We start from the raw sequence: 26,833 nt of genomic DNA on the forward strand, positions 1-26,833 counted from the left end.
TGCTTTATGTGACAATTATCCCCTCCCTGCGAGCCCGCCACGAGCGACATGATGCATACTCAATTAACCGATAAACCCCTGATCCTGTTGGTCGATGATATCCCCTCCAACCTGCATGTCCTGATTGCCGGGCTGAAAGATGAATACCGCATCAAGACGGCGGTCAACGGACCAGCCGCTCTGGAGCTTGCCTCCCGGGCGGACAGGCCCGACCTGATCCTGCTCGACATGATGATGCCGGGCATGAGTGGCATCGAGGTGCTACAGCGGTTGCGCCGTCAGCCGGAAACATCATCGATTCCAGTAGTGTTCGTCACCGCCGACAGTTCCGAACAGAGCCAACTGGATGTGCTTGAATTGGGAGCCGACGACTACCTTACCAAGCCGGTGGTGACCAAGGTGCTGCTGGCCAAGGTTCGCAACATACTGCAACGCAAACGGGTTGAGCGCGAATTGCGGCTTGCCAGCCACGTCTTCAACTACAGCGGCGAGGCGATCATCATTACCGATCACGACAACCGGATCATCGAGGTGAATCCCTCCTTCATCCGCCTTACCGGCTATACGTTGGAAGAGGTACGGGGCAAAGATCCGGGCATGCTCTCCTCCGGCCGCACCAAGGCCGAGGAATATCGGACGATGTGGAAGAGCATCAATGAGCAGGACTTCTGGCAGGGAGAATTGTGGGACCGCCGCAAGGATGGCCATGTGTATCCCAAACTGCTGACAATCTCGGTGGTCCGCAATGCCCGGGGCGAGATCGACTTCTATATCGGGAGCTTTACCGACATCTCCAAGCAGAAGGCGGTGGAGGCGGAGGTGCGCTACATCGCCAATCACGATCACCTGACCGGCCTCCCCAACCGTCTGTACGTGCAGGCTGCCCTGGAGCGTGCCCTGGCGCTCGCACAACGCGAGCGGAGTGAAATCGCGGTGATGTTTATCGATCTCGACCGCTTCAAAAGTGTCAACGACACCCTGGGACACGCCGGTGGAGACGCCCTGTTGATGCAGGTGGCGGAACGCCTGCGAGGCAGCGTGCGGGCAAGCGACCTGGTGGCGCGGCTGGGGGGGGACGAGTTCATAGTGATCATGACCGACGTCAGGCTGCGCGCTGGCGCGGCCACCGTTGCCGAAAAGATCCTGGCCAGCCTCTCGGAGCCCTATCTGATCAACGAGCATACCCTTGAAAACAGGGCCAGTATAGGCATCAGCCTGTACCCGCATGATGGCGACAGCGTCGAGGACCTGATGAAATACGCCGACCGCGCCATGTACCGCGCCAAGGAGGCCGGCCGGGGGCGGTTCCGCTTCCATGACACCCCGGCTGCAATCGCGGAGGAGGACTCCGGATGAAAATCAACAGAAGACATCCGCTGTTTCATCAGTGGGTCATCCTCGGCATTGGCATGCTGCTTCTGGGATGCGGCATTGCGTTCAGCATCTATCTGGGTCATGTGAGGACAACCCGGATGGAGCAGGAACGTCTGCTCTCCCAGGCCAGGATCGTTCAGGAAAACCTGGCCTGGAACCTCGATGCCCTGAACAAGTCCCTGGTCAGCCTGCAACAGGATCGTTCCCTGCTGACCTTCAGCCCTGCCTATAACCAGCGCCTCAGGGACCTGACCGATGCCATGCCGGGAGTTCGCACCATGCTGGTCATGGATGCCGAGGGCACCATCCGCCTTGCCAACCACCCCGAACTGATCGGAAGAAACCTGAAGGAGCGCGACTATTTCAGGGCAGCTCAGCAGCATGCCGACACTGCCGTTCTCCATGTTTCGTCCCCCTACAAGTCGGTGCTGGGCACCTACGTCATCAGTGTGAGCCGCGCGCTGAAGAGAACAGACGGCACATTTGCCGGTATCGTGGCCGCTTCGCTGGACCCGGAGTACTTTTCGACACTGCTCTCATCGGTGCAGTATGAAAAGGATATGTGGACCTATCTCAGCCATGACAATGGAAAGCTGTTCCTGATCGTCCCGCATCGCGAGGGAGTGGTGGGCAAAAAGCTTTCCCACCCCGACAGCATGCTGCAGCGGCATCTTGCCAGTGGTGCGGGTGCCAACGTATTCACCGGGGAGGTCCAGGCCACCGGCGAGCAGCAGCGCATGATAGCGCTGCGCACCATCAAACCGTCAAATCTGAATATGGACAGGGCATTGGTTGTGGCTGCCAGCCGGGACCTTTCCGCCATTTACGCCATCTGGAGAGAAGATGCGTTCGTGTATAGCACTCTGTTCGCGGTCCTTGCTACCATCGCGTCGCTGGTGCTGTATCTGTACCAGGGGCGGCTTCTGGAGGCCGAGCGCCAGAAAGCCCTGGCAGCCGACAACATCAAGGCCTTGAACGAAGAGCTTGACCGTTTTTTCAGCATGTCTCTCGATTTGCTCTGCATTACCGACATGGAGGGCCATTTCAGGCGTTTGAACGCCTCCTGGGAAGGGGCGCTCGGTTATCTGCGAAGCGAACTGATCGGCAAGGCATTCATCGATTTCGTTCATGACGACGACCGCGCGGCAACTCTGGCAGTCATGGCCGACCTGAGTGCCGACAGGCCGATCATGAATTTCGTCAACCGTTACCGTTGCAAGGATGGTTCCCATCGCTGGCTGGAATGGTGCTCCACTCCGTACCAGAACCGGCTGATCTATGCCGTGGCCCGGGACATCACCGAACTGAAGCAAAACCAGCACGAACTGGCGCAGCGGACCGCCGAAGCCGAGGCGGCCAACCGCGCCAAATCTGAGTTCCTGGCCAACATGAGCCATGAAATCCGCACGCCGATGAACGCCATTCTGGGGCTTACCCGCCTGGTACTGGAGAGCGAGCTTGCTCCGCGCCAGAAGGAACTGCTGGGCAAGGTCCACAGCTCGTCCGGCGCATTGATGGGAATCCTGAACGATATTCTGGACTATTCCAAGATCGAGGCAGGCAGGCTCGATATCGAGCACCTGCCGATGGACATCGGGGAGATCGTGAAGGACTCTGCCGAACTTTTCAGAGTGCGGATCGATGAAAAGGGGCTCGGGGTCCTGATCGAGATAGACCCGGAACTGCCGGAGATGGTGCTGGGCGATCCGCTGCGCCTGGCCCAGGTATTCAACAACCTGATCGGTAATGCCGTTAAATTCACCGAACAGGGAGAGATCCATATCAAAGTCGAGCAGGCGCGGGTCGAGGGGGGGGCGGTCACCGTACGGTGTGCTGTTCGCGATACCGGCATCGGACTATGCAAGGAGCAGTCGGATCGTCTGTTCCAGGCTTTCACCCAGGCCGACGGGACCATCACCCGCAAATACGGCGGCACCGGGTTGGGGCTGGCCATCTGCCGTGACCTGGTACGGTTGATGGGGGGTGAGATCCAGGTTTCGAGCATCGAGGGGCAGGGGGCGACCTTTACCTTTGAAATTCAGGTGGAAAAGGTGCCGCCTGGTCCCCGGACATCAGGACGTCACCTGCCGGCGGCACGCGGGCAGATTTCCGCAGGCTCCGTGGCGGCTCCCGACGGCGCCGGCGCAGCGGAGTTACGCGGTATCAGAATCCTGCTGGTGGAGAACAATCGCATAAACCAGGAAGTGGCGGCGGAATTCCTGAAACGGCGCGGAGCGGCGGTGACGCTGGCGGAGCACGGCGCCGAGGCGTTGGAGCTGATCCGGACCCACGATTTCGACGGTGTGCTCATGGACCTCCATATGCCGATCATGGACGGCCTGGAGGCCACCCGCAGAATCCGGGCGCTACGCGGGGACGCCGCTCCACCCATCATTGCCATGACTGCCGCTGTGATGCAGGATGATCGCGAGCGTTGCGCCATGGCCGGCCTGGTGGATTTTGTCGCCAAACCGATCAATCCGGACGAGCTGATGGCAGTTTTGAAGAAATGGCTGAAACAGGCCGGCACTGCTGCCGCTGTTCACACCCCGGAACCGTTGCAGGACCAGGAACACGAAGAAGCGCCGCACAGCCTGCCCGATTTCGATCTGGCCGCCGCCCTCCGCCGCCTGGATGGCAACTCGCAATTGCTGTACAGCCTGCTTTCCCGATTTGCCGGGGATGATCTGCAGGTGGCTCACCTGAAGTCATTCCTGTGCGAGGGGAAGGTGAATGAGGCGCTGAACCTGGTGCATACCGTCAAGGGAATGGCCGCCACTCTGGGAGCTGTCGCGCTGGCCGAAAGCGCCGCAGCACTGGAGCGTGAGCTCCGTGCCGGTGCGGGGCTTCCGGGTATGGAGCGTTTCGAACGGGAATGGGCGGCGGCGGTATCCGCCATTATGACCATCCCTGCTCGGCCAACGAAACCGACGATCAGTGCCGGTCAGCCGGTCGTGGAAGCCGGGTCCATCGGAGAACTGCTGGCGGAATTGACGATCTACCTTCAGGAGCAGGAACTCGTTCCTGACGACCTGATGCAAAAGCTGCGGCGCCGGGCCGACAGCCCCCATTGTGAACGGGACGCCGCGCTGTTGAAGACCTTGTTGAAGCAGATGGATCTCTTTGACCACGCAGGGGCGCTGGATACCGTACGGCGCCTGAACGACGGCCACGCAGACTGATTTCGGGGCCACAGAGTGAGTGACATGCGGCCGTTCCGGAAAGACAGCCCCAATCTCCTGCCCCCCGTAATCCATTGACTGATCAGACAAACTCCTCTGACAAAGGCGCTGCATCCGTATCGCCGATCCACACTCCATCTGTACGTGCTGAGGCACCGTTTGCATGGAACCCGCCCCGGAGGTACACTAAAGATATGATGTACAAAGGCCACGACGACCGGCTGCCCCCGGCCCACGAACAGTGGAAATAATCGTGCATGGAGGTTGGTCATGGGAATTCTGTCATGGATAATAATGGGACTGATTGTCGGCGTGATTGCAAAATTGTTGATGCCCGGCAGGGACCCGGGCGGATTCATCATAACTATTCTGCTGGGGATAGCGGGCGCCATCGTAGGCGGATTTATCGCGTCCCTGGTCGGGTTGGGAAGCGTTACAGGGTTTAATTTTTCCAGCTTCCTGATAGCTATCGGAGGTGCCGCTCTTTTATTGATACTGTACCGGATGGTAAAACGAGAGAGAGCGTAACGGCACGGCATTAAAAGAAACCGGGGGCGTCAGCGGTTAGCACGAAAGGAATGGGCGGAAAACGGACAGAGGAAACAGCACTCCACCCGGACCGGTTGATTGAAAGGCACGGCATTACCTGAAAAAACTCGCAGGGTGTCCGCTTACGGACGCCACATTCAAGAAGGCTGCTTTTCGTGAGAAAAGCGGCCTTCTTCGCAGGTGCACACCCTGGAACGATCGGCCCCTCCGCCAGCCCATCACCTCCCCGGGACTTCGGGGGCCGTTCCTGAAGCAAAACACGCTGCACTGTCGTTTCAGAACTTGTAGGTCAGCCAACTGGTCACGTAGTCCACATCCTGCCCCGGTCCGGATTCACGGAGAAAAGGCCCGGCAAAGAAATGGGCGTAGATGAGGACATAGGTGACATGACGATCGATATTCCACTCCAGCTGTGCCTGGGGCTGACTGCCGATAAAGCGGGCAGTGCTGTTCCTGCCCGATCTGACCAGGGCCACCGCATTGTTGTAGATTCCGTCGTGCAGGCTCTCACGCCAGAAGAAGTCCCAATTGGCCGTGATGGTCAGCGCCCTGTGGAAATGCAGCTCGACGGACGGATTGACATTGATGAAGTTGGCAGGGCCGATCAGACCGTTTTCGCTGAAATATGCCCCCTTGGGAAAGAGGGGGTTAAAGGTCTGCAGATCGGGATTGGCCGGATCTTCGTCGCCACTGGCGATATCGGCCCTGAAGCCGATGCGCGGACGAAGCGGCATGCTTCCCACGGTGTATCCCGTGTCCGAGGCGACCGTCCAGGCACGGATGGCACCGTTTCCGAACCGTCCCCACTGGTACAGAAACTCGAAATTGTAATCGAGCGGCTTTTCCGTGCGCCATAACCGCGCTCCGATGGAATGGCGCGTTTCACGCTCTTTGCCCTGGTCAAACTGGGCCTGGCGGCGCAGCAGGCCCAGGTAGTAAAGGTCTGCGTGCGCTTCAGGCATCAGCGGCAGCGGCACCACGGAATACACGCCCCACAGTTTCGTATTGTGGTCGGAGCCGTCATCGAAGACGTACCGCTTGGTTTCGCTCGGCTGCGTGGCAAATCCGTCGATACTGACATCGCCCGTACGGTACATCGCCCGGACGCCGTCGAAACTCTGCCGCACGTTCGGTCCCTCCCGGACGGAGATGAGGCGCTGCGAGCCGTAAGCCAGCTCCTGGCGCCCGGTCCGCAGAGTAAAGGAGGAGTCCCCGCTCGGAGCGAACTTCAGATCCAGGAAAGCCTGATGCAGATCCAGTTCGTCCTTGTCGGTGGGGCGGGGGCCGCCGGTGCGGCCGTTTTCCAGGCTGCTCTGGAACTGGGAAAAGAGGCGGACAGCATCTCCGAAATGCAGGTCACCATGCAGAAAGTAGCGCTGGAGAAAATAGCCGTCCGGGTCCTGCGGACCGGCTCCCCAGTTGAAATGATTGAAATACTCGTACCGCTCCCGCGCCTCCCCCCCCAGCGAAAAAAAACGGTCGCCGGTCTCGTTCAGAGGCACATATTTGATCCCGTCCCACAGATCCGTCCGATTCGCCTCATCCCGTAGATAGCGATAGTCTTCGTCCGCCCGGTTGAGCTGGTACGCCGGAGAGGCCGGCTCCGTTTCAAGGCAGTATGCCGCCCGACCGGACAGCAAAACGAGGATCAAAACGAGCACGACACCAGCAGCATGAAATCTTTTCACCGTTCCCTCCGCTACCGACGAGGTAATCGAATTGAGCCACGGCCCTGCCTCTCACACAAAGCATAGCACCATTTACGAAACGGGCGCTGTCACCGGATCAGGAGCCAGGCGCAGACTGCACTGAGCATCGCAAGGATGGCCGATACGATCATGATTGTTCTGAATCCGGAGACATAGGCTTCCGCAACGGCGTGCCTGAACGGCTCGACCGCCTGCGCCGGCATGAGCGCAGGGATCTCGATGGCAGCCAGCTTCGTCCTCTGCGCCTCGATGGCATGGAGGACCGGAGGCTGAAGCCCGAGAGCCGGCAGGCTGCGGTCAAGACGCGCGCTGAAGACATGCACCAGTATGATGCCGAATGCCGCTACGGCCAGGAGCCCTGCCAGACGTGACACGGCATTGTTGACACCCGAGGCGGTGCCGGCCTGCCCTTGCGGCACAGCATTCATGACCGTCGTTGTCAGGGGCGCCACGCTGACCGCCATGCCGAAGCCGAGCACCACGACCCCCGGGAAAAAGGTAGTCCAATAACTGCCGCCAATACCAGCCCTGCCCAAAAGGACGTACCCGAGAGCGGCCAACAGCGGTCCGATCATCAGCGGCGTTTTTGCCCCGTGGCGCACGACCAGTCCGCCTGCCCAGCGTGACAGCAAAAACATGATCAGAATGAAGGGGAGCAGCGACGCGCCCGCTGCTGTCGGCGTATATCCCTGGACCTGGATCATATTGAAGGGGAGAAAGAACAGCGCGCCGCTCAACGCCGCATAGAGGAACAGCGTCAGCAGGTTGGCACCGCTGAAGGTGCGGGAACGGAAGAGCCGCAGCGGCAGCATCGGGTGCCTGGCGCACATCTCGACCAGCAGGAAGGCTGCCAGCAGGAGCAGGCCGGAAACTACCGCCCCGGTCACCCTGAGCCCCCAACCGCTGACGGACGATTCGATCAGGCCGTAGACAACACCGCCAAAGCCAAAGGCAGCCAACACCGCGCCCCCCCAGTCCAGAGCTGCTCCGCCCCCTTCACCGCGGTCCACCGGCACCCATCGCGTCACCAGCCCCACCACAATGAACACGATGGGTATGTTGATCCAGAAGATCGCGCGCCAGGAGACATGTTCGACCAGCCAGCCCCCCAGCACCGGACCGATGGCGGTCGTTATGGCGGTAAAGCCCGACCAAGTCCCGATGGCCCGGCCGCGCTCATGCTCGTTGAACGACGCACTGATGATGGCCAGACTGCCCGGTACGAGCAGTGCCGCCCCCACCCCCTGGATGGCCCGCGCCAGGACCAGCATCCGGATATCCGTTGCCAGGCCACAGCAGACCGAAGCCAGGGCAAAGATCGCGATGCCGGTCAGATACACGCGCCGGCGGCCGAAATGATCGCCGGCAGCGCCCCCCACCAGGAGCAACGACGAAAGCAACAGTGCGTATGACTCGACGATCCATTGGGCGTCGGCCACGGTGCCATGAAAGGCGTCCTGTAATACCGGGAGAGCGACCGTAACTACGGTTCCGTCGATAAAGGCCAGGCTCGATCCGAGGATTGTCGCCGTCAGTATCCACGGCCGGGCCCTCTTCGGGCACTCGCCCGCTGGAGGGGCCGCCAGCACCATGGTTTCGTCGCATGGCTGCCTGAACATCACTCACCTGCCTATTAATCGGTATTATGTTTCCCGAATTTTCTCATAGTCTTTCCTGAAAAACGGAAATGTGCTTATTCAAAGCTTACCAGATGCTGGCAGTCAGTCGATTCTGGCTTCAGCCTCTTTGTGTTGAGTGCTGCTACGCCAGGTCTTTGTGGGCCGGGGCTATCTGCAGTAGACTAAAGGAAAGGAGATGAGCAGCACAAGGAAGAGAGACCATGGCAACGTCACGTGGCAGTCTGTTGGCTCAAGAGAGATCCGGCAGAAAGTAGCAGCCCTGAAACAGGTATGCCCAGGAGTGGACGAGGACCTGGCTTCGCGCACTCCGACGGACAGGTGGTCACTCAAGCAGAAAACTTGTATTTCATGACCTGACGCCAAAGACTTTTAGGACCATGCCCATATCGCCTCCAGTACCAGAACGTGAACAGTCGCGAGGGGAAGAAATCGCCAACAGCATCAGCCATGGTGTCGGACTGGTGGCGGCACTCGTGGCCACCCCTATCCTTATCATGCAGGCCGCACGACAGGGATCTCCTGGATTCATCTTCGGCGCGACGCTTTTTGCTGGCACCATGGTGCTGCTTTACCTGGCGTCCACCATCTATCACGCCCTCCCGGCAGGCAAAGCCAAGCGGATGTTCAAGGTAATCGAGCATTCGGCGATTTTTCTCCTCATAGCCGGTACCTACACCCCTTTCACGCTCGGTGTACTTCGTGGCGTGTGGGGTTGGACGCTACTTGCACTGGTATGGACTATTGCCATAGCCGGGGTGGCGCTTAAGGTGTCCAACAGGATGTGCCATCCCTTTCTTTCCACCAGCCTCTATCTGGCCATGGGATGGCTCGTTCTGATCGCCATCAACCCATTAAGAGCCCACGTGGCGGCAACCGGCGTGATCTGGATTTTCGCGGGGGGCGGGGCTTACACGGCAGGCGTGTTTTTTTTCGCGGCCGGCTGCCGCTTCAGATATGCCCACTTCATCTGGCATCTGTTCGTTATGGCGGGGACGGCGTGCCATTACTACGCAGTGCTCCGGTATGCGGCCTGAAAGGCAATAAGAAGACAGGCCGCGAGATTCGCCGATCGGATCAGGCATGCCCATCTCCACGACAACAATGGGGAAGCGCCGACCTCCATCTCCCGCTCGGTGCCGGAACCATCGATGTGGCGAGCCACCTGCGGGGGCAAGCATGCCGACTACGACGGCACCATAACCCTGGAAGTCTTCACCCCCCATCCTTCCCTACCTCACCTTAAGCGTCGAGAAGCTGCGGGCCATGTGGGATTCAATCTGACTGCTGCACCGCAACCCTCTATTTCAGCCGCCGCGCCCAGACGATCAGCGCCTGGAGCAATTCCGCGATCTTATCCCTGGTCTTCGGGTCGGTCAGTCGGCCGTTGCCATCCACTTTCTCCTGTGCAACGGCCACCATCACCTCCGGAGAGTTCAAGGGGTACATATTCAAAAAGACGCAGCTCTGACGCAGATGATACTGGGCCCGCGCCGTACCGAGCATGCCCATGGAAGCACCCATGATCGCCACCGGTTTCCCGTCCAAGGCGTTGTCGCCGTAAGGCCGGGAAGCGCTATCCAGGGCATTCTTCAACACCCCGGGCATCGAGTAGTTGTATTCGGGGGTGGCGATCAACAGGGCATCGGCGGCGCGAATAGCCGCTTTGAACTCCTTAACCTTCTCTGCCGGCTCATTTTCCAGGTCCTGGTTGAACGGGGGAATCCCCGCCAGATCGAAGATCTTCAGTTCCGCCCCGGAGGGAACCATTTCCTGCGCAGCCCTCAAGATGATCCGGTTGTAAGAACCCTGGCGAAGGCTGCCGGCAAAGCCGAGGATAGACAGCTTCGTATCCATGATTTCTCCTTTATGCCTTGGTATGAGATCGTGAACCTTTGCGGCGTGTCTCGATCGCACTCGCCTCATCTGCCTCGCAGCGAGCCGAGTGCCCGGTCCAGATTGAAAGCGGCGCTAATCAGGGCCAGGTGCGTAAACGCCTGGGGGAAGTTGCCCAGGGCCTCACCGCTATTGCCGGTTTGCTCGGAGTAGAGGCCTAAGTGGTTTGCGTAGCCGAGCATTTGCTCGAAGAGCAGACGTGCGTCGTCAAGGCGCGCGCGATCGGTGTGACCGGCGCGGGTCAGCGCCTCGACAAGCCAGAAAGAGCACATGTTGAACGTCCCCTCGCGACCCGGCAGGCCGTCCGGGGTCACGGCGGGATTGTAACGGCGGACCAGGCCGTCGGCGGCCAGGCCGCCCGCGGTCATGGGTCGGCGGATCGCATCCACCGTGCTCACCATGCGCGGGTCAGCCGGCGCCATGAAGAACACCAGCGGCATCAGCAGGTTGGCTGCATCGAGAGCCTCGGAACCGTAGGCCTGGATAAAGGCGCCGCGGCGCTCATGCCAGCCCTTGGCCATGACCTCTTCGTAAATTTGATCGCGAACCTTGAACCAGTGTGCCCGGTCCGCAGGCAAGGAACGCTTGTCGGCCAACCGCAGACTGCGGTCCAGGGCGACCCAGCACATGAGTTTCGAGTAGACAAAGTGCTGCCGGCCGCCGCGCACCTCCCAGACCCCCTCATCCGGCTGTTTCCAGTTGTCGCACAGCCAGTCAACCAGCCCCCGCAGGTGCACCCAGTCATGATAGGAGACCGGCTCGACGTATTTATTGTGCAGGTAGACCGCATCCATCAACTCGCCGTAGATGTCGAGTTGCAGTTGCCGATGGGCGGCATTGCCGATCCGCACCGGACGCGAGCCCCGGTACCCCTCCAGATGGTCGAGTGTTTCCTCGGGAAGTTCGGTGCGGCCGTCAATGCCGTACATCAGCTGCAACGGGCCGTTATCTTTTCGGGACGGGGACCATCCCGTCTCGCCATGGACCTTCCAACGATGCTCCAGCCAGTCTCGGAAGCGGGCTGCCTCCTCGGTGAACCCGATGCGGAGCAGGCCGTACACCGTAAAAGCTGCGTCGCGGATCCAGGTATAGCGGTAGTCCCAATTGCGCTCTCCGCCGATCGCTTCGGGCAGGCTACAGGTCGGAGCCGCGACGATCGCCCCCGATGGTTCGAACGACAGCAGCTTGAGCGTGATGGCGGAACGAAGCACGACCTCGCGCCAGCGGCCGGCGTAGGTGCATTTGGCGGTCCAGCGCTGCCAGTAGGACACGGTTTCGCGGAACAAGTCTTCCGCTTCGCCCGTGCCGGGGCAGGGCCGCTGCCGATCATCAGGACGGAGGCGCCGCAACATGAAGGTGACCTTCTCCCCCTCGCCGAGCGTGAAGTCGGCGACCACCCCGGCTCCATCCCGGTGCGAGGCGGATGAAAGCTGGAGCGGCACGGGAGAGGCCAGAGCGAGGCTCAGCCCCGGCCCGTCGAAGCGGGCGCCATGCTCGCCTATGTGGGTTTGATGTCCGGCGCGGGCGTAGTCGAAGGCTGGTCGGCACTCCACATGAAAAGGGACGCGGCCGCGGACCACGCGGACACGCCGGATCACTTCCTCCCGCACGGCGCCAGCGCCGCCGACCGGCATGTAATCCTCGATTTCTCCCACCCCCTCATCGTGCAGAAAACGCGTGACAAGGATGGCGGTGTCCGGCCAGTAGAACTGCTTGTGCCGGAAATTATCCCCGGCCGGGGCAATCCAAAAGCGCCCCCCCTTGCGATGGTCGAGGATGGCGGCGAATACGCTCGGAGAATCGAAGTGCGGCAAACACAGCCAGTCAATGGAGCCATTCATTCCGACCAGCGCCGCGGTGCGCATGTTGCCGATCACTCCGTAATTCTCGATGGGTTGGTAGTGTGATGGCATGGGACGGTCCTCCGGCCTTCGTTCAAGGTGCGGAAAAGGCACGCAGTTCGTTAAGATTGGCTTCTTCGTGGGCCACAGAGGCGACCACGCCGGACAAGGGGCCTCACAGCCAGCGCAGTACCGCCTCGGCCGTATCGCCCGGTTTTGTGTTGAAGCACAGCTTGGCCTGGGGAGCATGCTCGTGCACCACGTTGATCAACGTCTCAAACAGCCTGAAGTTGCCGGGAATGGTTCTGATGCCTGCGGCAATGAGGACGCAGTCGAAGCGTTTCTGCTCGAGCCGGCTTTGCACAACTGTCGCCGCAGTTGCCCCGAAATCGGTCAAACACGTGTGCACACTGTAGCCGAGCCGGGTCAGTTCATCTTCGGATGCCCTGAGACCGGCCAGCACCTTTGCTGCATCCATACCGGTGGCCGCATATTCCGGGAGTGTGAAATCGATCAGTGTCGGGTCCAGGCCGATCACCAGCACGCTTTTCCCGTCTGTCATAGGGCCTCCTTGGATCTAACAGACTGTAGAAATTCCAAGGTTGTTCAAAAATGGGCAGATCATCGCACCCACAGGAAGCCCCGCGCGCTACGCCGCACAAAGGGCTTTCGAGGACGGCGGTGAGATACCCGTTTTTCAACAACCTTTTAACTTTCATCGGACTCCGGTTCCACCACCTGTTCGTCGATATAACAATACCGCCAGGTCTCGCCCGGCTGAAAAGATCTGATCACCGGGTGCTGCGTGGCGTGAAAGTGCCGGGTGGCATGTTTGTTCTTCGAACTGTCGCAGCACCCCACATGTCCGCAGGTTTCGCAGAGGCGCAGATGCACCCAGGTCTCGCCTGTCTTGAGACACTCTTCGCAGCCGCTGGTTCTCGGTTGAGGTCTTTTTACCTCTTCAAGATGTGAGCATTGTCCGGCCATACTTTTCCTCCTTTCCCAACCCACATAACCGTGCCAGCCTTGGGCCTTCACCCTCTCTCTTTCCTCTAGGTCCGTTCCAGGGGTTATGCTCCTGTCCGGCACAGCCTGTGAGACTTGAGCGCCTACGCCCTGCAGAACTCGAGCAGATCAGCGGTAACCCGTTCCTTGTGAGTCGAACAGAGACCGTGGGGGGCACCCGGGTAAATCTTCAGCACGGCCCCCTCAATGAGTTTGGACGAAAGTAGTGCAGACGCTTTGATCGGCACGATCTGGTCATCATCACCGTGAATGATCAGGGTCCGCAGGTGGAACCTCCTGAGATCCTGAGTGAAGTCGGTCTCGGAAAAGGCCTTGATACAGTCGTAGACCCCCTTGAAACCGGCCTGCATCCCCTGGAGCCAGAACGAGTCCCGCAGACCCTGCGAAACTGTGGCTCCCGCTCTGTTGGCTCCATAGAAAGGCGCGGAGAGATCTTTGAAAAACTGGGACCGGTCAGCCAGGACACCGGCACGGATCTGATCGAAGGCTTCCATCGGCAGCCCGCCGGGATTGGCCGGGGTCTGAAGCATCAGCGGCGGCACCGCGCTGATCAGAACGGCCCCTGCCATGCGTCTCGTGCCATGGCGACCGATATACCGGGCAACTTCGCCGCCCCCCGTGGAGTGGCCGACATGCACCGCGTTCGTGAGGTCAAGGGCCTCCACCAGTTGTGCGAGGTCGTCGGCGTAGGTGTCCATGTCATTGCCGTCCCATGGCTGGCTCGACCGGCCATGGCCGCGGCGGTCATGGGCAATGCAGCGATAGCCGCTGGCGGCGAGAAGCAGCATCTGGTCTTCCCAGGCATCCGCCGAGAGGGGCCAGCCATGGCTGAAGACCACCGGTTGCCCGCTCCCCCAATCCTTGTAATAAATCTGAGTGCCGTCTTTGGTCGTTAGAATCGGCATTGGATGCTCCTTTTACTGGTTGGGTTAAAACGTCTCAGAAGGCGAAGCAGTCGCAGCCGATTCCCCACAGCCGCGGCTCCTTCGGCGAACGAATCGTACGATGTCTGTGGCAGTTGCATGCACTGTGCGCCAGCGAGGCCGCGCCGGCTCGGTGGTAGCCGCCATAGCGCCCCACCGGCGACCAAGCCGGGCTGACCGGCACGGGAGGGGGGGCCAGACTGCCGAAAGTACCCGCTCCATGAACGACCTTACCGCCCACAACGGTAAGCAGTGCTTCGATACCCCTGATTTCCTCTTCCGGAACGGTCAGGTAATCGGCCGACAGTACTGCCAGATCGGCCAGCTGCCCTGGGACGAGCATGCCTTTCTTCCCCTCCTCGCCCGAGAACCAGGCGCTTCCGGCGGTGTACAGGCGCAGTGCCTCCAACCGGTCCAGCCGGTTGCTCTCGGGATAGAGCTGTAAGCCGCCGACGGTCCGGCCGGTTACGAGCCAGTACAGCGATATCCACGGATTGTAGCTGGCGACCCTGGTTGCATCGGTGCCGGCACCGACCGGTATCCCCATCCCGAGCATGCGCCTGAAGGGGGGAGACTGCTCGGTGGCCTGCCTGCCGTACCGTTCGCGGAAGTATTCCCCCTGGAAGGCCATTCGGTCCTGGATGGCGATGCCGCCCCCCAGCGCCTTCACCCGCTCCAGGTTTGCCGGGGTGATCGTCTCGGCATGGTCGAAAAACCAGCGCAGGCCATTGAAGGGAATCTCGCGGTTCACCGCTTCGAAGACATCCAAGAAACGGGAGATGGATTCGTTGTAAGTGGCATGGAGACGGAAAGGCCAACGGTGCTCTACCAGCAGGCCTATCACCCGGGACAACTCCTCCTCCATCACCGGCAGCAGGTCGGGCCGCGGTTCCAGGAAATCCTCGAAATCCGCCGCAGAGAACACCAGCATCTCGCCCGCGCCGTTCAGGCGATAGTAGTCGTCCCCCTTGCCCGGCGAGGTCATCTGCACCCACCTGGTGAAATCCTCATGCTCCCCTTTGGGATGCTGCGTGAACAGGTTGTAGGCCAGACGCAGGGACAACTCCCCCTTGGCTGCCAGCTCCTCGATCACCCGGTAATCCTCGGGGTAGTTCTGGAAGCCCCCTCCCGCATCGATGGCGCTGGTAAGCCCCAGCCGGTTCAGCTCGCGCATGAACAGGCGGCTGGAATTGAGCTGGTCCTCGTAGGAAAGCTTGGGCCCTTTGGCCAGGCTGGCATAGAGGAGCATGGCGTTCGGCTTGGCTATCAGCAGGCCGGTGGGATTCCCGCTCTTGTCCCGTTGAATCTCGCCCACCGGTGGATCGGGTGTCTGGCGGTCGTAGCCCAGGACCCGCAAAGCTGCGCGGTTCACGATGGCCCGGTCATAGAGATGCAGCACGAACACCGGCGTTTCCGGCGCAGCCTGGTTGATCTCCTCCAGGGTCGGCATCCGGCGCTCGGCGAACTGGAATTCGGTCCAGCCGCCGATTACCCGTACCCATTGGGGGGGCGGCGTGTGCCGTGCCTGCTCGCGCAGCATGGTCAGCGCGTCGGACAGCGAGGGTACACCGTCCCAGCGCAGCTCCATGTTAAAGTTGAGTCCTCCGCGAATGACATGGATATGCGAATCGTTGAGCCCAGGAATGACCCGGTGCCCTTTGAGATCGATCGTGCGGGTCTTTTCATTGCCGCCGGTTATAAGCTCTTCCCCCCCGATCGCCGCGATGCGCCCATCGGTGATGGTCAGGGCGGTGACTTCGGGATTGGCAGAGTCGAGCGTCGTGATCTTTCCGTTATGTATGATCAGGTCAGGTATGTTCATTTTTTCCTCCCCGAGCTCACCGGCAGCGTACTGATTTTTCCTTGTGACAGTCTTCTGGTGAGCCCGTGACGGTCCAAAGTCGTCTCTGCATCTAAAAATGCATCCCCTTGTTTGCTTCGGACGATACCGCACCGGGGGCGCCCATTGTCCAGGTGCTCGCCCGCCAGTTGTCCACCTTGCCTTCCTCGCCGATCCAGGGGGGAACGGGTATGCGGAAGTAGCCGGCCAGGGCCTCCACATACGGTTCATACAGCCAGCGTAGTTCGGTCAGTTTCAGATCGGAAGCCTCCTCCCCTTCAAGCCTGATTCCGGCAGTTGACAGGATGTCCCGCAAAACCACCAGCCTCTCGGGGGACAGGCGGTTCTCTTTCGGCTCGCGTGGCTTCGTCTTGAAGACCAGCGAGAGGTCCACCAAGGCGTGGCGGGCAATGGCGAAGGTGAGCTGCGCTTGCCGTTCGCAGGCCCCCTGCACGCCGGCCATGAGCAGAGCACAGGTGTCGAGGATGGCGGTCAGAGCCGCCAGCCACGATTGGTTATCGTGTTGGGAACGGAAATAGGCCAGGACCGGATATGACAGATGGCCCTCCAGAAATTCCGCCGACCATTGTTCCCACTCGTGGAGGAGCTGCCGCAGCGCATCCATCCCCTGCGCGTAGCTGTGACGCCGGAGCATTTCGGAGGCAGTGGGAGGGGAACCGGCGCGGGCATCCAGGAGCGAGACGCTTATCTCGCGGCTGGAGAAGGACTGGTTCAGGGCCGGCAGGTAACTTATGACGAGCGCGAGGAAAGCAAAGCCCATCCCCGATTCGATCACCACGAGCAAACGTGCCGTGGTACTCCCGGGAACGACATCCCCCAGTCCGAGGGTGAAGAACGTTGTACCGCTCAGGTAGAAATCGGTCAGGAGCCCGGTGCTGCCGCTGCCGTGGATGGGGACTGCCGAACCGGCTCCCCAGTGCAGGAGGGCAAAGCCGGTGATGAGCGCTGCCGCCCAGATACTGAGCAGCAGCAGGAGCGAGAGCGGTCCGAAGACGCTCAGCCAGGTTTCCTGCCGCCGGGCAGGGATGCACCTGCCGACCATGACGACCCAGGGGATCCAGGTGCTCCGGTAGAAAAGCCGCGTGAGACGGAACCGGCGGGTAATCCGCCGCGGAAGTATGATAGTTTCGAATACTTCCCACAGAACCACCATGATCAGAGCGATTCCGCTTAGGGTTGCAATAATCGCCACAATCGCACCTCCGCAACCTCGAGGTTGCCGGCCAGGGACCTGCCCCCCACGGATTCAGGTCCTATTCAAGGCGCACGCTGCAGCCACGGCCTCAGAAGCCTGGCCAGCAACGGCATGACGACCCACGTCAGCACAACCACTATGCCCACTGCTATCAAAAGGGCCTGAAGCCCGGGGTGGAGGCTTCCGACCACCGGCTGCAGCAGCCAGGACACAACCATGCTCACCGGCCAGACCCCCAGCACGGTCACCAAGGCCATTTTCCAGCGCGGTGGCGGTACTACTGACCGCTGACCGGGGAGCATGAACCAGGTTTCGAGTCCTGACAGATTCTGTCGTACCGGTCCCCCTTCGGTCAGTGGCTCTACCACCTGCTCCCATTCACTGAACAGCTTTGAGCTGTAAAATGCATCCCGCACCGCAGGGTCCGTAAATCTGCGTACGATGCCGTATTCCCGCGATCCACTCCCGAGCGCCGGACGGATCACGTGCACCCCCAGCTGCCCCTCGGCCAAAAAAGAGGCCGAGATGAAATCATGCAGGGCCGCCTCGAAGCGTCCCTCGCTCCCCCGTTTTACGGTGCGCAGCGTCAGGACCGCCACTGGTTCCGACGGTTTGTTCAGCGAATCACGATTGTCCATCGCTGCGTGTCCCTTACGCACATCATCCGACGAAATCCACGATCGTCGGTATCACGGTCGCCGGCGCCTCTTCCATCAGCCAGTGGCCGGAATCCGGTATGATCTGGCCGCGGACCTCGGAGGCAACTAGCCTGGTTTGCTCGATGAGGAAGCTGCCGCTGGCCTTCCCGCCGGTCAGGACCAGCACCGGCATGGGCAGGCGGGTCGCGCTCATCTGGGCAAAGTCCTGTGCATCACGCTCGAAGCTCCGGAAGTATTCAAAACCAGCGCGCATGCCTCCGGGCTGTGCGTAGGCCCTGGCATAGATTCGGCGATCTGGCTCGGGAACGGAATGATTTCGATCTGCGGCGAAATCGTTCCAGAAATGCTCCAGATAGATGCGCTCGCGTCCCTTAACCAGCGCCAGCGGCACCTCACCATAAAAATGGAAATGCCACAGGTCGCGCATCAGCCAGACCTCCTTCCAGTTACCGACGCCGGGCAGAAAGGCATCCATAAGCACCACGCGCTCGACAGCCTGCGGGAACTGCGCGGCATAGGCGTAGGCTACCATCAAACCGATGTCGTGGCCGACGATGCTCACCCGCTCAAAGCCCAGAAAAGTGGGCAGTTCGTGGATGTCCACAGCCATACTCTTCTTGTCGTAGCCTGATTCAGGCTTGCCCGATCCGCCGGCGCCCCGCAGGTCGGGAACTATGACCGTGTGACGCCGGGCGAGCGGCTGCATGAGGGGATGCCACATGTGACCGGTCTGGGCATAGCCGTGCAAGAGGATGACAGGGCTCCCCTTGCCACCGATAAGGTAGCGCAGCCGAACGCCGTTGACCTCGGCAAAACACTCTGCAAAACCGGCGGGGACCGTGTCCGTTGTCGCCTTGAGTCGGGAAATAGCCAGCAGCGACGTGGCGCCAAGGATTGCGGTGCCGGCAAGGAGGTTACGTCTGGATGGTTTTGATCTGTTGGTCATGCGGTCTCCTCTCAGACGCCATGATTTTCCCCCGTAGCAAAAAAGGGGCGTTGTTGCCATCGCCCCCCTTGCATCGGCCCTTGATATACGAGTTATTTCCCCAGTTCCCTCTGTGCCTCGCTGGCATGTTCCCCCAGCATCGACTTGGCATAGTTTATACCCAGGCCGTATCCGCCGGCATGCTCCTTAGCCACATTCATGACGGCATTGTAAGTCTCCTGGCGGGCCCAGTCGCGCTGCCATTCGAGCAGCACCTGTAGCCAGGTCACCGGCACAGCCCCGGCCTGGATCATCCTCTGGATCGCCATCTCGTGGGCCTCGGCCGTAACACCGGCCGAAGCATCGGTCACAATGTACACCTCGAAGCCGGCATCCAAGGCAGAAAGTGAGGCGGTCGCCAGGCAGACCTCGGTCCAGAGAGCAGCCATTACCAGCTTTTTCCTGTCTGTTTGCTTCACCGCTTCGACCAGTTTCTGATCTTCCCAGGAATTCATGGTTGTGCGGTCGATGGGCTCCTTGTCCGGAAAGACTTCCTGCACAGTGGCAAAAAGCGGTCCGCTGAAGCTTTTGGCGGCAACGGTGGTGAAAACGACCGGCACATTGAATATCTTCGCCGATTTTGCCAGGCCGGTGACATTGTTGATCAGGAGCTGGACATCGATGGAATGCGATGCAAAGGCCATCTGAGGCTGGTGGTCGATCAGAAGCAGCATCGAGTTCTGCGGAGTCAACAGGCGAGGACTCGGCTCGCCTTTTCCCGTGAAAGCGGCCATTGGTTCGTCTCCTTTCGGTTCTGTCCGCTGCCGCCGGTTCCTTTCAGTCCCGTATTTTCCGGCAGCTTCCTTATAAGTATATCCCTATCCATGAGCTTTTCCGTCCATGGGGACGAAATCACTATAGCGCCTGTAAGCACATGCAGGTCATCATGCGAGAGTCGCGGCCGGAAACACAGGCATAATGTGTGGAGTGACGATACGTGTCTCAGGGCGGGTTCTTAAATGGAAGGTTTTGCTTTGAAGGTTTTCTTTTCCGGGAATTTCTTTGCGGCTTACAGGAGTGATCTTCATTTTATCCCGAAATTGTCAAACAGTCCCTATTTTTGGGTCTTCAGCTCCCGGATGATTTCCAACTGGCGCTGGTAGATAAACATGGACAGGACCTTTTCGGTTTCAGCGGTATGCACAAACTGCAGGGCGCAGAAGAAAGGCGATCCACCCTCGACGCGCAGGGCATTGGCCGGGATATCCGCCTGCATGACCTGGTTGTTGTGAAGCAGCTTGAGGTGCAAGGTGATATTCCTTGCCCGCTCGAACGGCAAGCCGAGCGGCGTTGCGACACGGCAGCCGCCCAGGGAGATGTCATGGATCACCCCTGAGATCTTGTTGCCGTCCACGTTGAGGTTCACGTTCACCGGGATCTTCAGGCGTACGCGTACCGCGTTGCGTTTGTCGAAGTGGACATCTGCGTAGGAGAAACCCCGCAACGACACTATGTGATGCTGATAGTCGAGAGCGACCAGCTTTCCGATGATGCTCGCATTGAGGAGCGGTGCCTGGATGATTGTTTCAGCGCAGTGATTGATCGCTGAAAGCTGAGTTTGACAGGTCTTGAATTTCACATGGTTATGCTTGATGTCGATAAGTCTGCCTTCATTACTGACGGGAAGTTCCTTGTAGATGTTTATGAACATGAAATCCGTGTCGGGCACGTTCGTCATGATGTCGCTGAAGATACTCAGAATCGACGCCTCGTCGTCAGCCGGAGACGAAATGATCCGTTCGTGGTAGGCCTTGGCCCTCACAGGTGCTCCTCCTTGAAAATATCAATGCCAGACCTTTGGTCTTTGTCTCTACCACATGTTTTTGTAATTTGAGTTAACCCCGTGCAATGATTGCGTTACGTTAGTGATGCGTGGTTCCATGGCTTTTCCGTTTATAGGGACAAAATCGTCATCGCACGTGCAAGCAAACATGCGGTACATCACTCGAGAATCACGCTCGGATGAATGAGATGTGGAGTGGCGGTATACTTGTTTCAAGTGGGTTCTTACACGGAAGGAGGTTGGCTATGAAGATCCTGATGGTTCTTACGTCGCATGACCGGCTCGGCGATACTGGAAGGAAGACCGGCTTCTGGCTGGAAGAGTTTGCTGCTCCCTATTACCTGCTGAAGGACGCCGGAGCGGAAGTCGCGCTGGCCTCGCCCAAAGGGGGCCAACCACCGCTCGATCCGAAGAGCGAAGACCCCGATTTCCAGACCGAGGCAACCAAACGCTTTCGCACGGACAGCGCGGCTCAGGCAGAGCTTGCCGCCACGAGAAAGCTAGCCGACGCCTCCGCCGAAGATTTCGACGCGATCTTCTACCCCGGCGGACATGGCCCGATGTGGGACATGCCGGACAATGCGGCATCCATCGCGCTGATCGAAGCCTTTGTGAAAGCCGGCAAGCCGGTGGGTGCGGTATGTCACGCGCCTGTGGCGTTGGTCAATGTGCGCGGAAAGGATGGCGCGTACCTGATCAAAGGCAAGCGGGTGACCGGGTTCACCAACACGGAAGAAGAAGCAGTGGGCTTGACGACAGTCGTGCCTTTCCTGCTGGAAAACCGGCTCAAGGAGCGGGGCGGCGTTTTCAGCAAGGCTGCCGACTGGGCCCCCTATGTCCAGGTGGACGGGAAGCTTGTGACCGGCCAGAACCCGGCTTCTTCGGGGCCTGCGGCGGTGGAGTTGCTGAAGTTGTTGCGGTCTGTTGAGCCGATGTGAATGAAGGCAGATGATGGTTTAGTTCGTGGGTAGAGTTGCCGCGACACCGGGCGGAATTCCTTCAAATCCCAGCTTCTGTTCCAGCAGATAGGTTCATCTGCACGTCCAACATGGCTGGTCAGCAGGTGCAGTTTATTTTTGGCTATCCTGATTTCTTTCCACCGGCAGTTTCAGGGGAGTCAGTAGGGGGCAATTTGATAATTTGAAAATGGGAGGCACTGAGATGTTGCTTGTTATCTGTTGCTCGCCGATGCCCTGATTGCTGCCACTGCCCTGGCCACACGCGCGGCGGACATGCGTATTAAGAAGAGTGTATGAAAATGCTTTGAAATTGGTGTGTTCTCAAGTGTATAAGTGATGCATAGTTGGTTGTGATTGAATAGTCGAGGCAGGGAACTCTCATGCTACGGCTGGTTTCGTGCGACGAGGGCTTGGAACGAGCCGCGTTGGTTTGGGAGAGTTGAACATCTTAGGAACGAAGGATAACTAAAGATTATGTTGCAAGCTCTGCTGCCATGCCAGGCTCCCATTGCAGATGATATGCTGGCGCATTTAAAGGCATCTGACAAAAAAGTTGCGGTACTGAAAGGTTCTTCGGGAACTGGCAAGTCCTTTATAGCCAAGATGATAAGCGAGTACTGGACCAGGAACGGTAACAATTGCTGCCTGTACTTTACCGGCAACGTGATGTGCTCGACACGACCATTCGGGCTACTGGAAGATGTACTAAACTTCGAAATCAAAAACATGCAGACGATTGCTGAGGAAGGCGTTGTAGAAGCGGCAAAGGATGCTCCTTTTATAGGAAACACACTCTCGTTCCTTCTCAAAAAACGTGCTGAACAAGCTGGCGCGCAGTTTCCCACTGCCACAGGCTGCCCTGAGGCAGATATTGCAAGAAAAATGGCGTTCTTCATAGGACGGAAGAATCCACTTATAATCTTAGACAATTTTCATTGGACAGATCGCAGCACCATGGATTTCTTCGCGACTCTGGTTCGTATTGGTTTCACAGAAGGAGGACTTTCCCTCCAGCATGCTAAAATCATGATCGTTGCTACGCCCGCGCAGTCCGATGAGTTTGCCACAGATGCACTGCATGCTATTTCGTCCTATCCATCAGCTCAAACGTTTACCACCAATGATGTCGGTATCGCTGATTTTAACCTCGCACTACGACACTTTGGTATTGCCGCCATCCCTGATAACACAGCAAACGCGCTGTACGCCATTACATCAGGCCATTTAGAGATACTTAAGATGTTAGGCGAATATCTAAAAAACGGAGGACGTATAGAGCCTGCGGGATCAAAAAAGAACAGCTTCCTGGAATTTATGCTAAAGGAGCGTTTGAGGCGGGAAGGAGTCCCGGGGAGCTATGTCTACGAGGTGTTGAAGACCGCTTCGGTAATTGGACTCTCTTTCGACTATGCGGAGATAGATTGCCTCACGAGGAAAAAAGATTTCTCCCTGTCACCTATTATTAAAAAAGCAAATGACCTTTCACTGATAAAGGAGGAATCAGGGCGGTATTATTTCGCCCATGAAATCATCAAAGAAGTCTTCCAATGTAAGGCAGAAGGGAAAAGACATGAACTGATGCTGAGCTTCGTTAATTGCTTGCGCCTGTTGAAACCTGCAGACCTGCCACGACGTGCGGATTTTGCCTTTGAAGCCGGGGCCGATCGTGATGCGCTGCATTACTATATCCTCAGTTGTCTTCAACTGCTAAGGGATGGCAAGTCGATGTCACCCTTGGCGTCGAACCGGCTTTTGAGCTTGATAGAGCTTTACCCTGACGAGGCACTTTATTACCACTCGATGCGAAAGGGATACGAGCTGTTTATAAGGAAGGACTATCCTAGCGCAATGAGCGCAATAGCTGCAATTGAAGAGGTGTACAGTGGAGCATTGAACGCCGAGAAGGACTACCTCTTCGCCCTATGCTCCTCAAAGTCCGCTGAGCGATCCAAAAAGATTGAGTCCATTCAGTTGCTTGAGTATTGGAATCTCTCCTCGTTTCAGGAGAGCGAGGGAGAGTTATGGAGTAGGCTCGCTGCTACCTTGCTGTCACTCTACGTCCACGTCGGTGACAATACAAAAGCAAGGCTCATCGAGAAGCAGATCATGCATTTCCTATCGAAGAGGCTAAAGTTCGACACCAATGCCGAAGTACAGATAAATATCATCCGAAGGAAGGCTAATGCAATTCACTCCCCTGAGGTTGCAACGTCAAGGACGGAGAAGAGCGTCGCCTTCTTTAGCAAACGCAACACGGTGGGGATACCTTTGTATCCCGTTCAACTTTACATGTCTCTTTCGAATCATTCTGGCAATCTCACGACTCTCGGGCAGTTTACGGCAGCTTTTGAGACCGCAGGTAGAGCTTTGTCTCTTCTCACTACCATCCCGGAGGCAAACTTCCCGAGGGATGAGATTCCGGCGAATAATTACGCTGTTGCTGGTTTCTATAGCGGGTTACTGGGCGCTAAAGAAGGAACCCTCATTTTGAAGCAAACGCTTCATTCATGCAACTTTTGCGACAACTTCATTCTTCGCAACAATCTGGGGGTGCTTTTGGCACTTCAGGGGCAGTTGAAAGAGGCTAAGGACGAGCTTACGGCTGCTTATCAAGATCTCTGTTCGACTGATGGCGATGATTTTTTCGCGTATTACCTACTCAGTAATCTTGTCGGAGTAGAGGCAATAGGCGGAGATAAGATTTCTGCAAGAAAATATTTTCTCTCTCTGCAGAATTTGCAGCCGGGCATCCTGTCTTGGGAACTGCCCCATCTGGAACTCAGATGCAGGCTGCTGGACTGGGCCATCGATAACGTGGAACCAAAGACCGGGCAGGAATGGATGCATGCCCTTTTTGCCATTGATGAGGATGGTCTCGGTCCCTCGTGGAAGTATCTAGGCTTGGGATTTATTATGTCAGATCTCCAATTTTGGTCAGAGTCCTAGGATTCCGGCAGATGAAGCGGATAGTGCCAGCCACGTTCCCAAAAGATCTGCGTGGCGCAACGACAACTGACTAAAGAGGAAGGAACAGGAGCTAAAGGTTGTGAGATGGGGATTGGTGGACACATCAGTAATGTAACTATCTCCGCCTTCTGTAATTCTGAAATCGATGCGTCCTATTGCAGTAATGCCAAGTATTTTGGCAGCATCGACTGCTGTAGAAATGACAGTTTCAGCGGCTGGGCCCTCATATTTGTAGAACTCGTAACTGTCGTTATAGACCCTGTCGTAGGTGAGTATCTTCTCGCCCAGGAGAGGGTTGCCGTCCAGCTGTATTCCGACTGGGAAAAAGGACAAGTAGTTCCTGTGGCAAAAGACAGGCACCTCCACTTCAAACCCTTCAATAAACTGCTGGACGGTGACAGGCTGCTGAAAGAGACTGCTCAGTGACTTGATCTGGCTATCCAGGTCACGGCTATACTCGACTATAGAGGTCTCAGTGATCCCTATGCTGGCTGATTCATACGTTGGTTTTACTATGACCTTCATTCCTTCCCGAGGGGGGCTGGCGCCAGCCCAACCAGAGGTTTCGGAATAAAGCCAGCTTCCTGCAACTGAAAGGCCTAAAGCAGCGAGAATCTTGTTGTAGTGATACTTATGGCGGCAGAGGCTGACTACATACGGATTGGAGCCGGTGACTGAGATTCTATGGAGATTGCAGAAGGCCGGGATTAGTGACTTTCTTCCTGGACCAACCCCATTCTGAGCTGTGGTGTAGACAAGGTTAAATTTTTTCGCCTTGGACTTGAATCTTCCTGTTATGACGTCCATGATGAACTTGTCTTCATCGAGATATAGATCGGCGTAGATGCCCAAACTTCGTATAGCGTACAGAATTTCCTCGATCTCTCCTTCGGAGAAAAACTCGGTGTCGATGGAATGGGCGGCGTAATCGACGCCTTTCTCTGTCCCACTTTTGGTATTTGCTACAACAGCTACCCTGAGGTCGGAGCTTATATTCTGTAGTTCTCTTAGATACCGTCTTATCACCTCTGAACCTGCAGGCACGGAATCATCCATAATCTTTAGTTATCCACCATTCGCTCCCTCCCGAACCCCCTCCTCGGATGCCTGCTCTGCAAAGCCTGGCGCTGAAACTCCTCCGTCACCTGGGCATAGATCTGCGTGGTCGTGATTGAGCTATGGCCGAGAAAGGTCTGGATATAACGGATATCCACCCCGTTCTCCAGAAGCTGTGTAGCCACGGAATGGCGAAACATGTGGGGCGTGATCCTCTCCGGTATCTCTGCGTCCAGCACGTATTTCCTGAGCATGAACCTGACCGACTGTTCCGAGAAGCGTCGGCCGTCACGGTTGATGAAGAACCACCCCGCCGTTTCGATTTCCCGGCGGTACAGGCCCGCATAGCAGGTCAAGGCACTCACGGTTTCTTCGCTGCACAGGGGAATGATCCGCTCACGCGTCCCTTTACCCATGATCCGGACACTACCCCTCTGGAGATCGACGTCTTCTCCGCGCAGGCAGCATAGCTCAGCCACCCGCACCCCTGCTGAGAATAGCAGTTCGAGCACGGCGATATCACGCGCCAGGGTCCGTCTGTTGGGAACTCCAATTTTCAGGGTCTCATCTTGCAACGCATACATGGAGTCGAAGAGGTGGGCAATGTCGTGACGGGGTATGGTCCGGGGGAGGTGCTTGCCTTCCTTGATCCGGATCCGGATCTTGCGGAAGGGGTTGACGAGGATGATATCCTCAAATTCAAGCTGGTTGAAAAATGCCTTGAGGGTGGCGAGTTTGCGCTTGATGGTCTTGGGTTTGTTGCCGGTGGAGACGTGCTTGATGTAATCCCGCAGAATATGCTTGTCAATCAAGTCGATGCGGATGCCGGGGTATTCGCGGCCGAGGAATTCGGCGAACTGCCTGAGGTCGATCCGGTACGCCTTGATGGTCTTGTGATTCAGGTTCTTCTCGTATTGGCAGTGAAAGATGAACCCGTCAATATGCTCCTTCATGATATGCGTCACTCGCTCCTCCTGTCCAATGTGGTGAGACAAAGGAGCGAGTATATGCAGAAACGGTTGTTCCCTGCACCGCAGAAAGGACAGCGGTCAGATAATGTTAGCCCTTACTGTATAGAGACGACATAAGAACTCGAACACACGATACATGACAAAAAAACAAAGGCCGCTTCGCGTCAGAAGCAGCCTTGTTTTTCTGCAGCTCTTATTGTGAATCAAACAGAAATCATAGCCCTCCACAGAAAGATCAGAATCAGGCCTTAGAAGAGAAT

At 57.9% G+C, this 26,833-nt stretch carries 21 protein-coding genes; 6 read left to right on the plus strand and 15 right to left on the minus strand.

The genetic code is table 11. The features are described from left to right. Positions 1-48 precede the first annotated feature (48 nt). From GSVR_RS19540 to GSVR_RS19550, 3 genes are all read left to right on the plus strand, one after another. Positions 49-1,356 (plus strand): diguanylate cyclase domain-containing protein, encoded by a 1,308-nt coding sequence (locus GSVR_RS19540; RefSeq protein ID WP_173195476.1) that lies wholly within the window; start codon positions 49-51, stop codon positions 1,354-1,356. Beyond that, positions 1,353-4,556: an ATP-binding protein gene (locus GSVR_RS19545; protein ID WP_173195477.1), complete on the plus strand. Its 3,204-nt coding sequence runs from the start codon at positions 1,353-1,355 to the stop codon at positions 4,554-4,556. The genes GSVR_RS19540 and GSVR_RS19545 overlap by 4 nt, the downstream gene beginning before the upstream one ends. 270 nt (positions 4,557-4,826) lie before the next feature. Further along, positions 4,827-5,084 (plus strand): GlsB/YeaQ/YmgE family stress response membrane protein, encoded by a 258-nt coding sequence (locus GSVR_RS19550; protein WP_173195478.1) that lies wholly within the window; start codon positions 4,827-4,829, stop codon positions 5,082-5,084. A gap of 296 nt (positions 5,085-5,380) precedes the next feature. On the opposite strand, the gene GSVR_RS19555 is transcribed toward GSVR_RS19550, so the two are convergent. Together GSVR_RS19555 and GSVR_RS19560 are read right to left on the minus strand one after the other, a co-directional pair. Beyond that, positions 5,381-6,793 (minus strand): alginate export family protein, encoded by a 1,413-nt coding sequence (locus GSVR_RS19555; protein ID WP_173195479.1) that lies wholly within the window; start codon positions 6,791-6,793, stop codon positions 5,381-5,383. Between the two features lie 89 nt (positions 6,794-6,882). Beyond that, on the minus strand, positions 6,883-8,433 hold the full coding sequence (locus GSVR_RS19560; protein ID WP_173195480.1) for an MFS transporter: 1,551 nt from the start codon (positions 8,431-8,433) through the stop codon (positions 6,883-6,885). A gap of 398 nt (positions 8,434-8,831) precedes the next feature. Between GSVR_RS19560 and GSVR_RS19565 the strand changes: the two genes are divergently transcribed. After that, positions 8,832-9,488, plus strand: a complete 657-nt coding sequence (locus GSVR_RS19565; protein WP_173195481.1) for a hemolysin III family protein — start codon at positions 8,832-8,834, stop codon at positions 9,486-9,488. A 265-nt stretch (positions 9,489-9,753) separates the two neighbouring features. Here GSVR_RS19565 and GSVR_RS19570 read toward each other — a convergent pair whose 3' ends face one another. From GSVR_RS19570 to GSVR_RS19620, 11 genes are all read right to left on the minus strand, one after another. After that, entirely contained in the window at positions 9,754-10,308 is a 555-nt protein-coding gene (locus tag GSVR_RS19570) for an NADPH-dependent FMN reductase (protein WP_173195482.1), read from the minus strand. Between the two features lie 65 nt (positions 10,309-10,373). Further along, entirely contained in the window at positions 10,374-12,260 is a 1,887-nt protein-coding gene (locus GSVR_RS19575) for a glycoside hydrolase family 15 protein (RefSeq protein ID WP_173195483.1), read from the minus strand. Between the two features lie 103 nt (positions 12,261-12,363). Beyond that, a complete protein-coding gene (locus tag GSVR_RS19580) occupies positions 12,364-12,750 on the minus strand; it encodes a hypothetical protein (protein ID WP_173195484.1) in 387 nt (128 codons plus the stop codon). A 146-nt stretch (positions 12,751-12,896) separates the two neighbouring features. Continuing rightward, positions 12,897-13,175 carry a ubiquitin carboxyl-terminal hydrolase 14 gene (locus GSVR_RS19585; protein WP_173195485.1) on the minus strand — a complete coding sequence of 93 codons (279 nt, stop codon included), beginning with the start codon at positions 13,173-13,175 and terminating at the stop codon, positions 12,897-12,899. A gap of 122 nt (positions 13,176-13,297) precedes the next feature. Further along, on the minus strand, positions 13,298-14,119 hold the full coding sequence (locus GSVR_RS19590; RefSeq protein ID WP_173195486.1) for an alpha/beta fold hydrolase: 822 nt from the start codon (positions 14,117-14,119) through the stop codon (positions 13,298-13,300). Positions 14,120-14,153: 34 nt separating this feature from the next. Next, complete coding sequence (locus tag GSVR_RS19595; RefSeq protein ID WP_173195487.1) at positions 14,154-15,959, minus strand: amidohydrolase; 1,806 nt, start codon at positions 15,957-15,959, stop codon at positions 14,154-14,156. A gap of 91 nt (positions 15,960-16,050) precedes the next feature. Continuing rightward, complete coding sequence (locus GSVR_RS19600; RefSeq protein WP_173195488.1) at positions 16,051-17,190, minus strand: potassium channel family protein; 1,140 nt, start codon at positions 17,188-17,190, stop codon at positions 16,051-16,053. Between the two features lie 65 nt (positions 17,191-17,255). After that, positions 17,256-17,831: an antibiotic biosynthesis monooxygenase gene (locus GSVR_RS19605; protein ID WP_173195489.1), complete on the minus strand. Its 576-nt coding sequence runs from the start codon at positions 17,829-17,831 to the stop codon at positions 17,256-17,258. Positions 17,832-17,853: 22 nt separating this feature from the next. Continuing rightward, positions 17,854-18,798, minus strand: coding sequence for an alpha/beta fold hydrolase (locus tag GSVR_RS19610; RefSeq protein ID WP_173195490.1), 945 nt, complete (start codon positions 18,796-18,798; stop codon positions 17,854-17,856). Between the two features lie 92 nt (positions 18,799-18,890). Beyond that, the gene (locus tag GSVR_RS19615) at positions 18,891-19,571 is read right to left on the minus strand and encodes a hydrolase (protein WP_173195491.1); all 681 of its coding nucleotides are present in this window, start codon (positions 19,569-19,571) and stop codon (positions 18,891-18,893) included. Positions 19,572-19,891: 320 nt separating this feature from the next. After that, positions 19,892-20,599, minus strand: coding sequence for a PilZ domain-containing protein (locus GSVR_RS19620; protein WP_173195492.1), 708 nt, complete (start codon positions 20,597-20,599; stop codon positions 19,892-19,894). 266 nt (positions 20,600-20,865) lie between these two features. Here GSVR_RS19620 and GSVR_RS19625 point away from each other — a divergent pair, with 266 nt between their 5' ends. Both GSVR_RS19625 and GSVR_RS19630 read left to right on the plus strand, forming a co-directional pair. Further along, the gene (locus GSVR_RS19625) at positions 20,866-21,558 is read left to right on the plus strand and encodes a type 1 glutamine amidotransferase domain-containing protein (protein ID WP_173195493.1); all 693 of its coding nucleotides are present in this window, start codon (positions 20,866-20,868) and stop codon (positions 21,556-21,558) included. Positions 21,559-22,053: 495 nt separating this feature from the next. Continuing rightward, the gene (locus tag GSVR_RS19630; RefSeq protein WP_173195494.1) at positions 22,054-24,525 is read left to right on the plus strand and encodes an ATP-binding protein; all 2,472 of its coding nucleotides are present in this window, start codon (positions 22,054-22,056) and stop codon (positions 24,523-24,525) included. On the opposite strand, the gene GSVR_RS19635 is transcribed toward GSVR_RS19630, so the two are convergent. Further along, positions 24,514-25,602, minus strand: coding sequence for a hypothetical protein (locus tag GSVR_RS19635; protein ID WP_173195495.1), 1,089 nt, complete (start codon positions 25,600-25,602; stop codon positions 24,514-24,516). The genes GSVR_RS19630 and GSVR_RS19635 overlap by 12 nt on opposite strands. Before the next feature lie 5 nt (positions 25,603-25,607). Then, positions 25,608-26,567, minus strand: a complete 960-nt coding sequence (locus tag GSVR_RS19640) for a tyrosine-type recombinase/integrase (RefSeq protein WP_203978730.1) — start codon at positions 26,565-26,567, stop codon at positions 25,608-25,610. Between the last annotated feature and the right edge of the window lie 266 nt (positions 26,568-26,833).

The organism is Geobacter sp. SVR (assembly GCF_016865365.1).
Classification (GTDB): Bacteria; Desulfobacterota; Desulfuromonadia; order Geobacterales; family Pseudopelobacteraceae; genus Pelotalea.

Excerpts from the sequence above, each read along its gene's own strand:
- GSVR_RS19540 (WP_173195476.1), top strand. The coding sequence starts at position 49 with ATGATGCATACTCAATTAACCGATAAACCCCTGATCCTGTTGGTCGAT.
- GSVR_RS19545 (WP_173195477.1), top strand. The coding sequence starts at position 1,353 with ATGAAAATCAACAGAAGACATCCGCTGTTTCATCAGTGGGTCATCCTC.
- GSVR_RS19550 (WP_173195478.1), top strand. The coding sequence starts at position 4,827 with ATGGGAATTCTGTCATGGATAATAATGGGACTGATTGTCGGCGTGATT.
- GSVR_RS19560 (WP_173195480.1), bottom strand. The coding sequence starts at position 8,433 with ATGTTCAGGCAGCCATGCGACGAAACCATGGTGCTGGCGGCCCCTCCA.
- GSVR_RS19565 (WP_173195481.1), top strand. The coding sequence starts at position 8,832 with ATGCCCATATCGCCTCCAGTACCAGAACGTGAACAGTCGCGAGGGGAA.
- GSVR_RS19570 (WP_173195482.1), bottom strand. The coding sequence starts at position 10,308 with ATGGATACGAAGCTGTCTATCCTCGGCTTTGCCGGCAGCCTTCGCCAG.
- GSVR_RS19575 (WP_173195483.1), bottom strand. The coding sequence starts at position 12,260 with ATGCCATCACACTACCAACCCATCGAGAATTACGGAGTGATCGGCAAC.
- GSVR_RS19580 (WP_173195484.1), bottom strand. The coding sequence starts at position 12,750 with ATGACAGACGGGAAAAGCGTGCTGGTGATCGGCCTGGACCCGACACTG.
- GSVR_RS19585 (WP_173195485.1), bottom strand. The coding sequence starts at position 13,175 with ATGGCCGGACAATGCTCACATCTTGAAGAGGTAAAAAGACCTCAACCG.
- GSVR_RS19590 (WP_173195486.1), bottom strand. The coding sequence starts at position 14,119 with ATGCCGATTCTAACGACCAAAGACGGCACTCAGATTTATTACAAGGAT.
- GSVR_RS19595 (WP_173195487.1), bottom strand. The coding sequence starts at position 15,959 with ATGAACATACCTGACCTGATCATACATAACGGAAAGATCACGACGCTC.
- GSVR_RS19605 (WP_173195489.1), bottom strand. The coding sequence starts at position 17,831 with ATGGACAATCGTGATTCGCTGAACAAACCGTCGGAACCAGTGGCGGTC.
- GSVR_RS19610 (WP_173195490.1), bottom strand. The coding sequence starts at position 18,798 with ATGACCAACAGATCAAAACCATCCAGACGTAACCTCCTTGCCGGCACC.
- GSVR_RS19615 (WP_173195491.1), bottom strand. The coding sequence starts at position 19,571 with ATGGCCGCTTTCACGGGAAAAGGCGAGCCGAGTCCTCGCCTGTTGACT.
- GSVR_RS19625 (WP_173195493.1), top strand. The coding sequence starts at position 20,866 with ATGAAGATCCTGATGGTTCTTACGTCGCATGACCGGCTCGGCGATACT.
- GSVR_RS19630 (WP_173195494.1), top strand. The coding sequence starts at position 22,054 with ATGTTGCAAGCTCTGCTGCCATGCCAGGCTCCCATTGCAGATGATATG.
- GSVR_RS19635 (WP_173195495.1), bottom strand. The coding sequence starts at position 25,602 with ATGGATGATTCCGTGCCTGCAGGTTCAGAGGTGATAAGACGGTATCTA.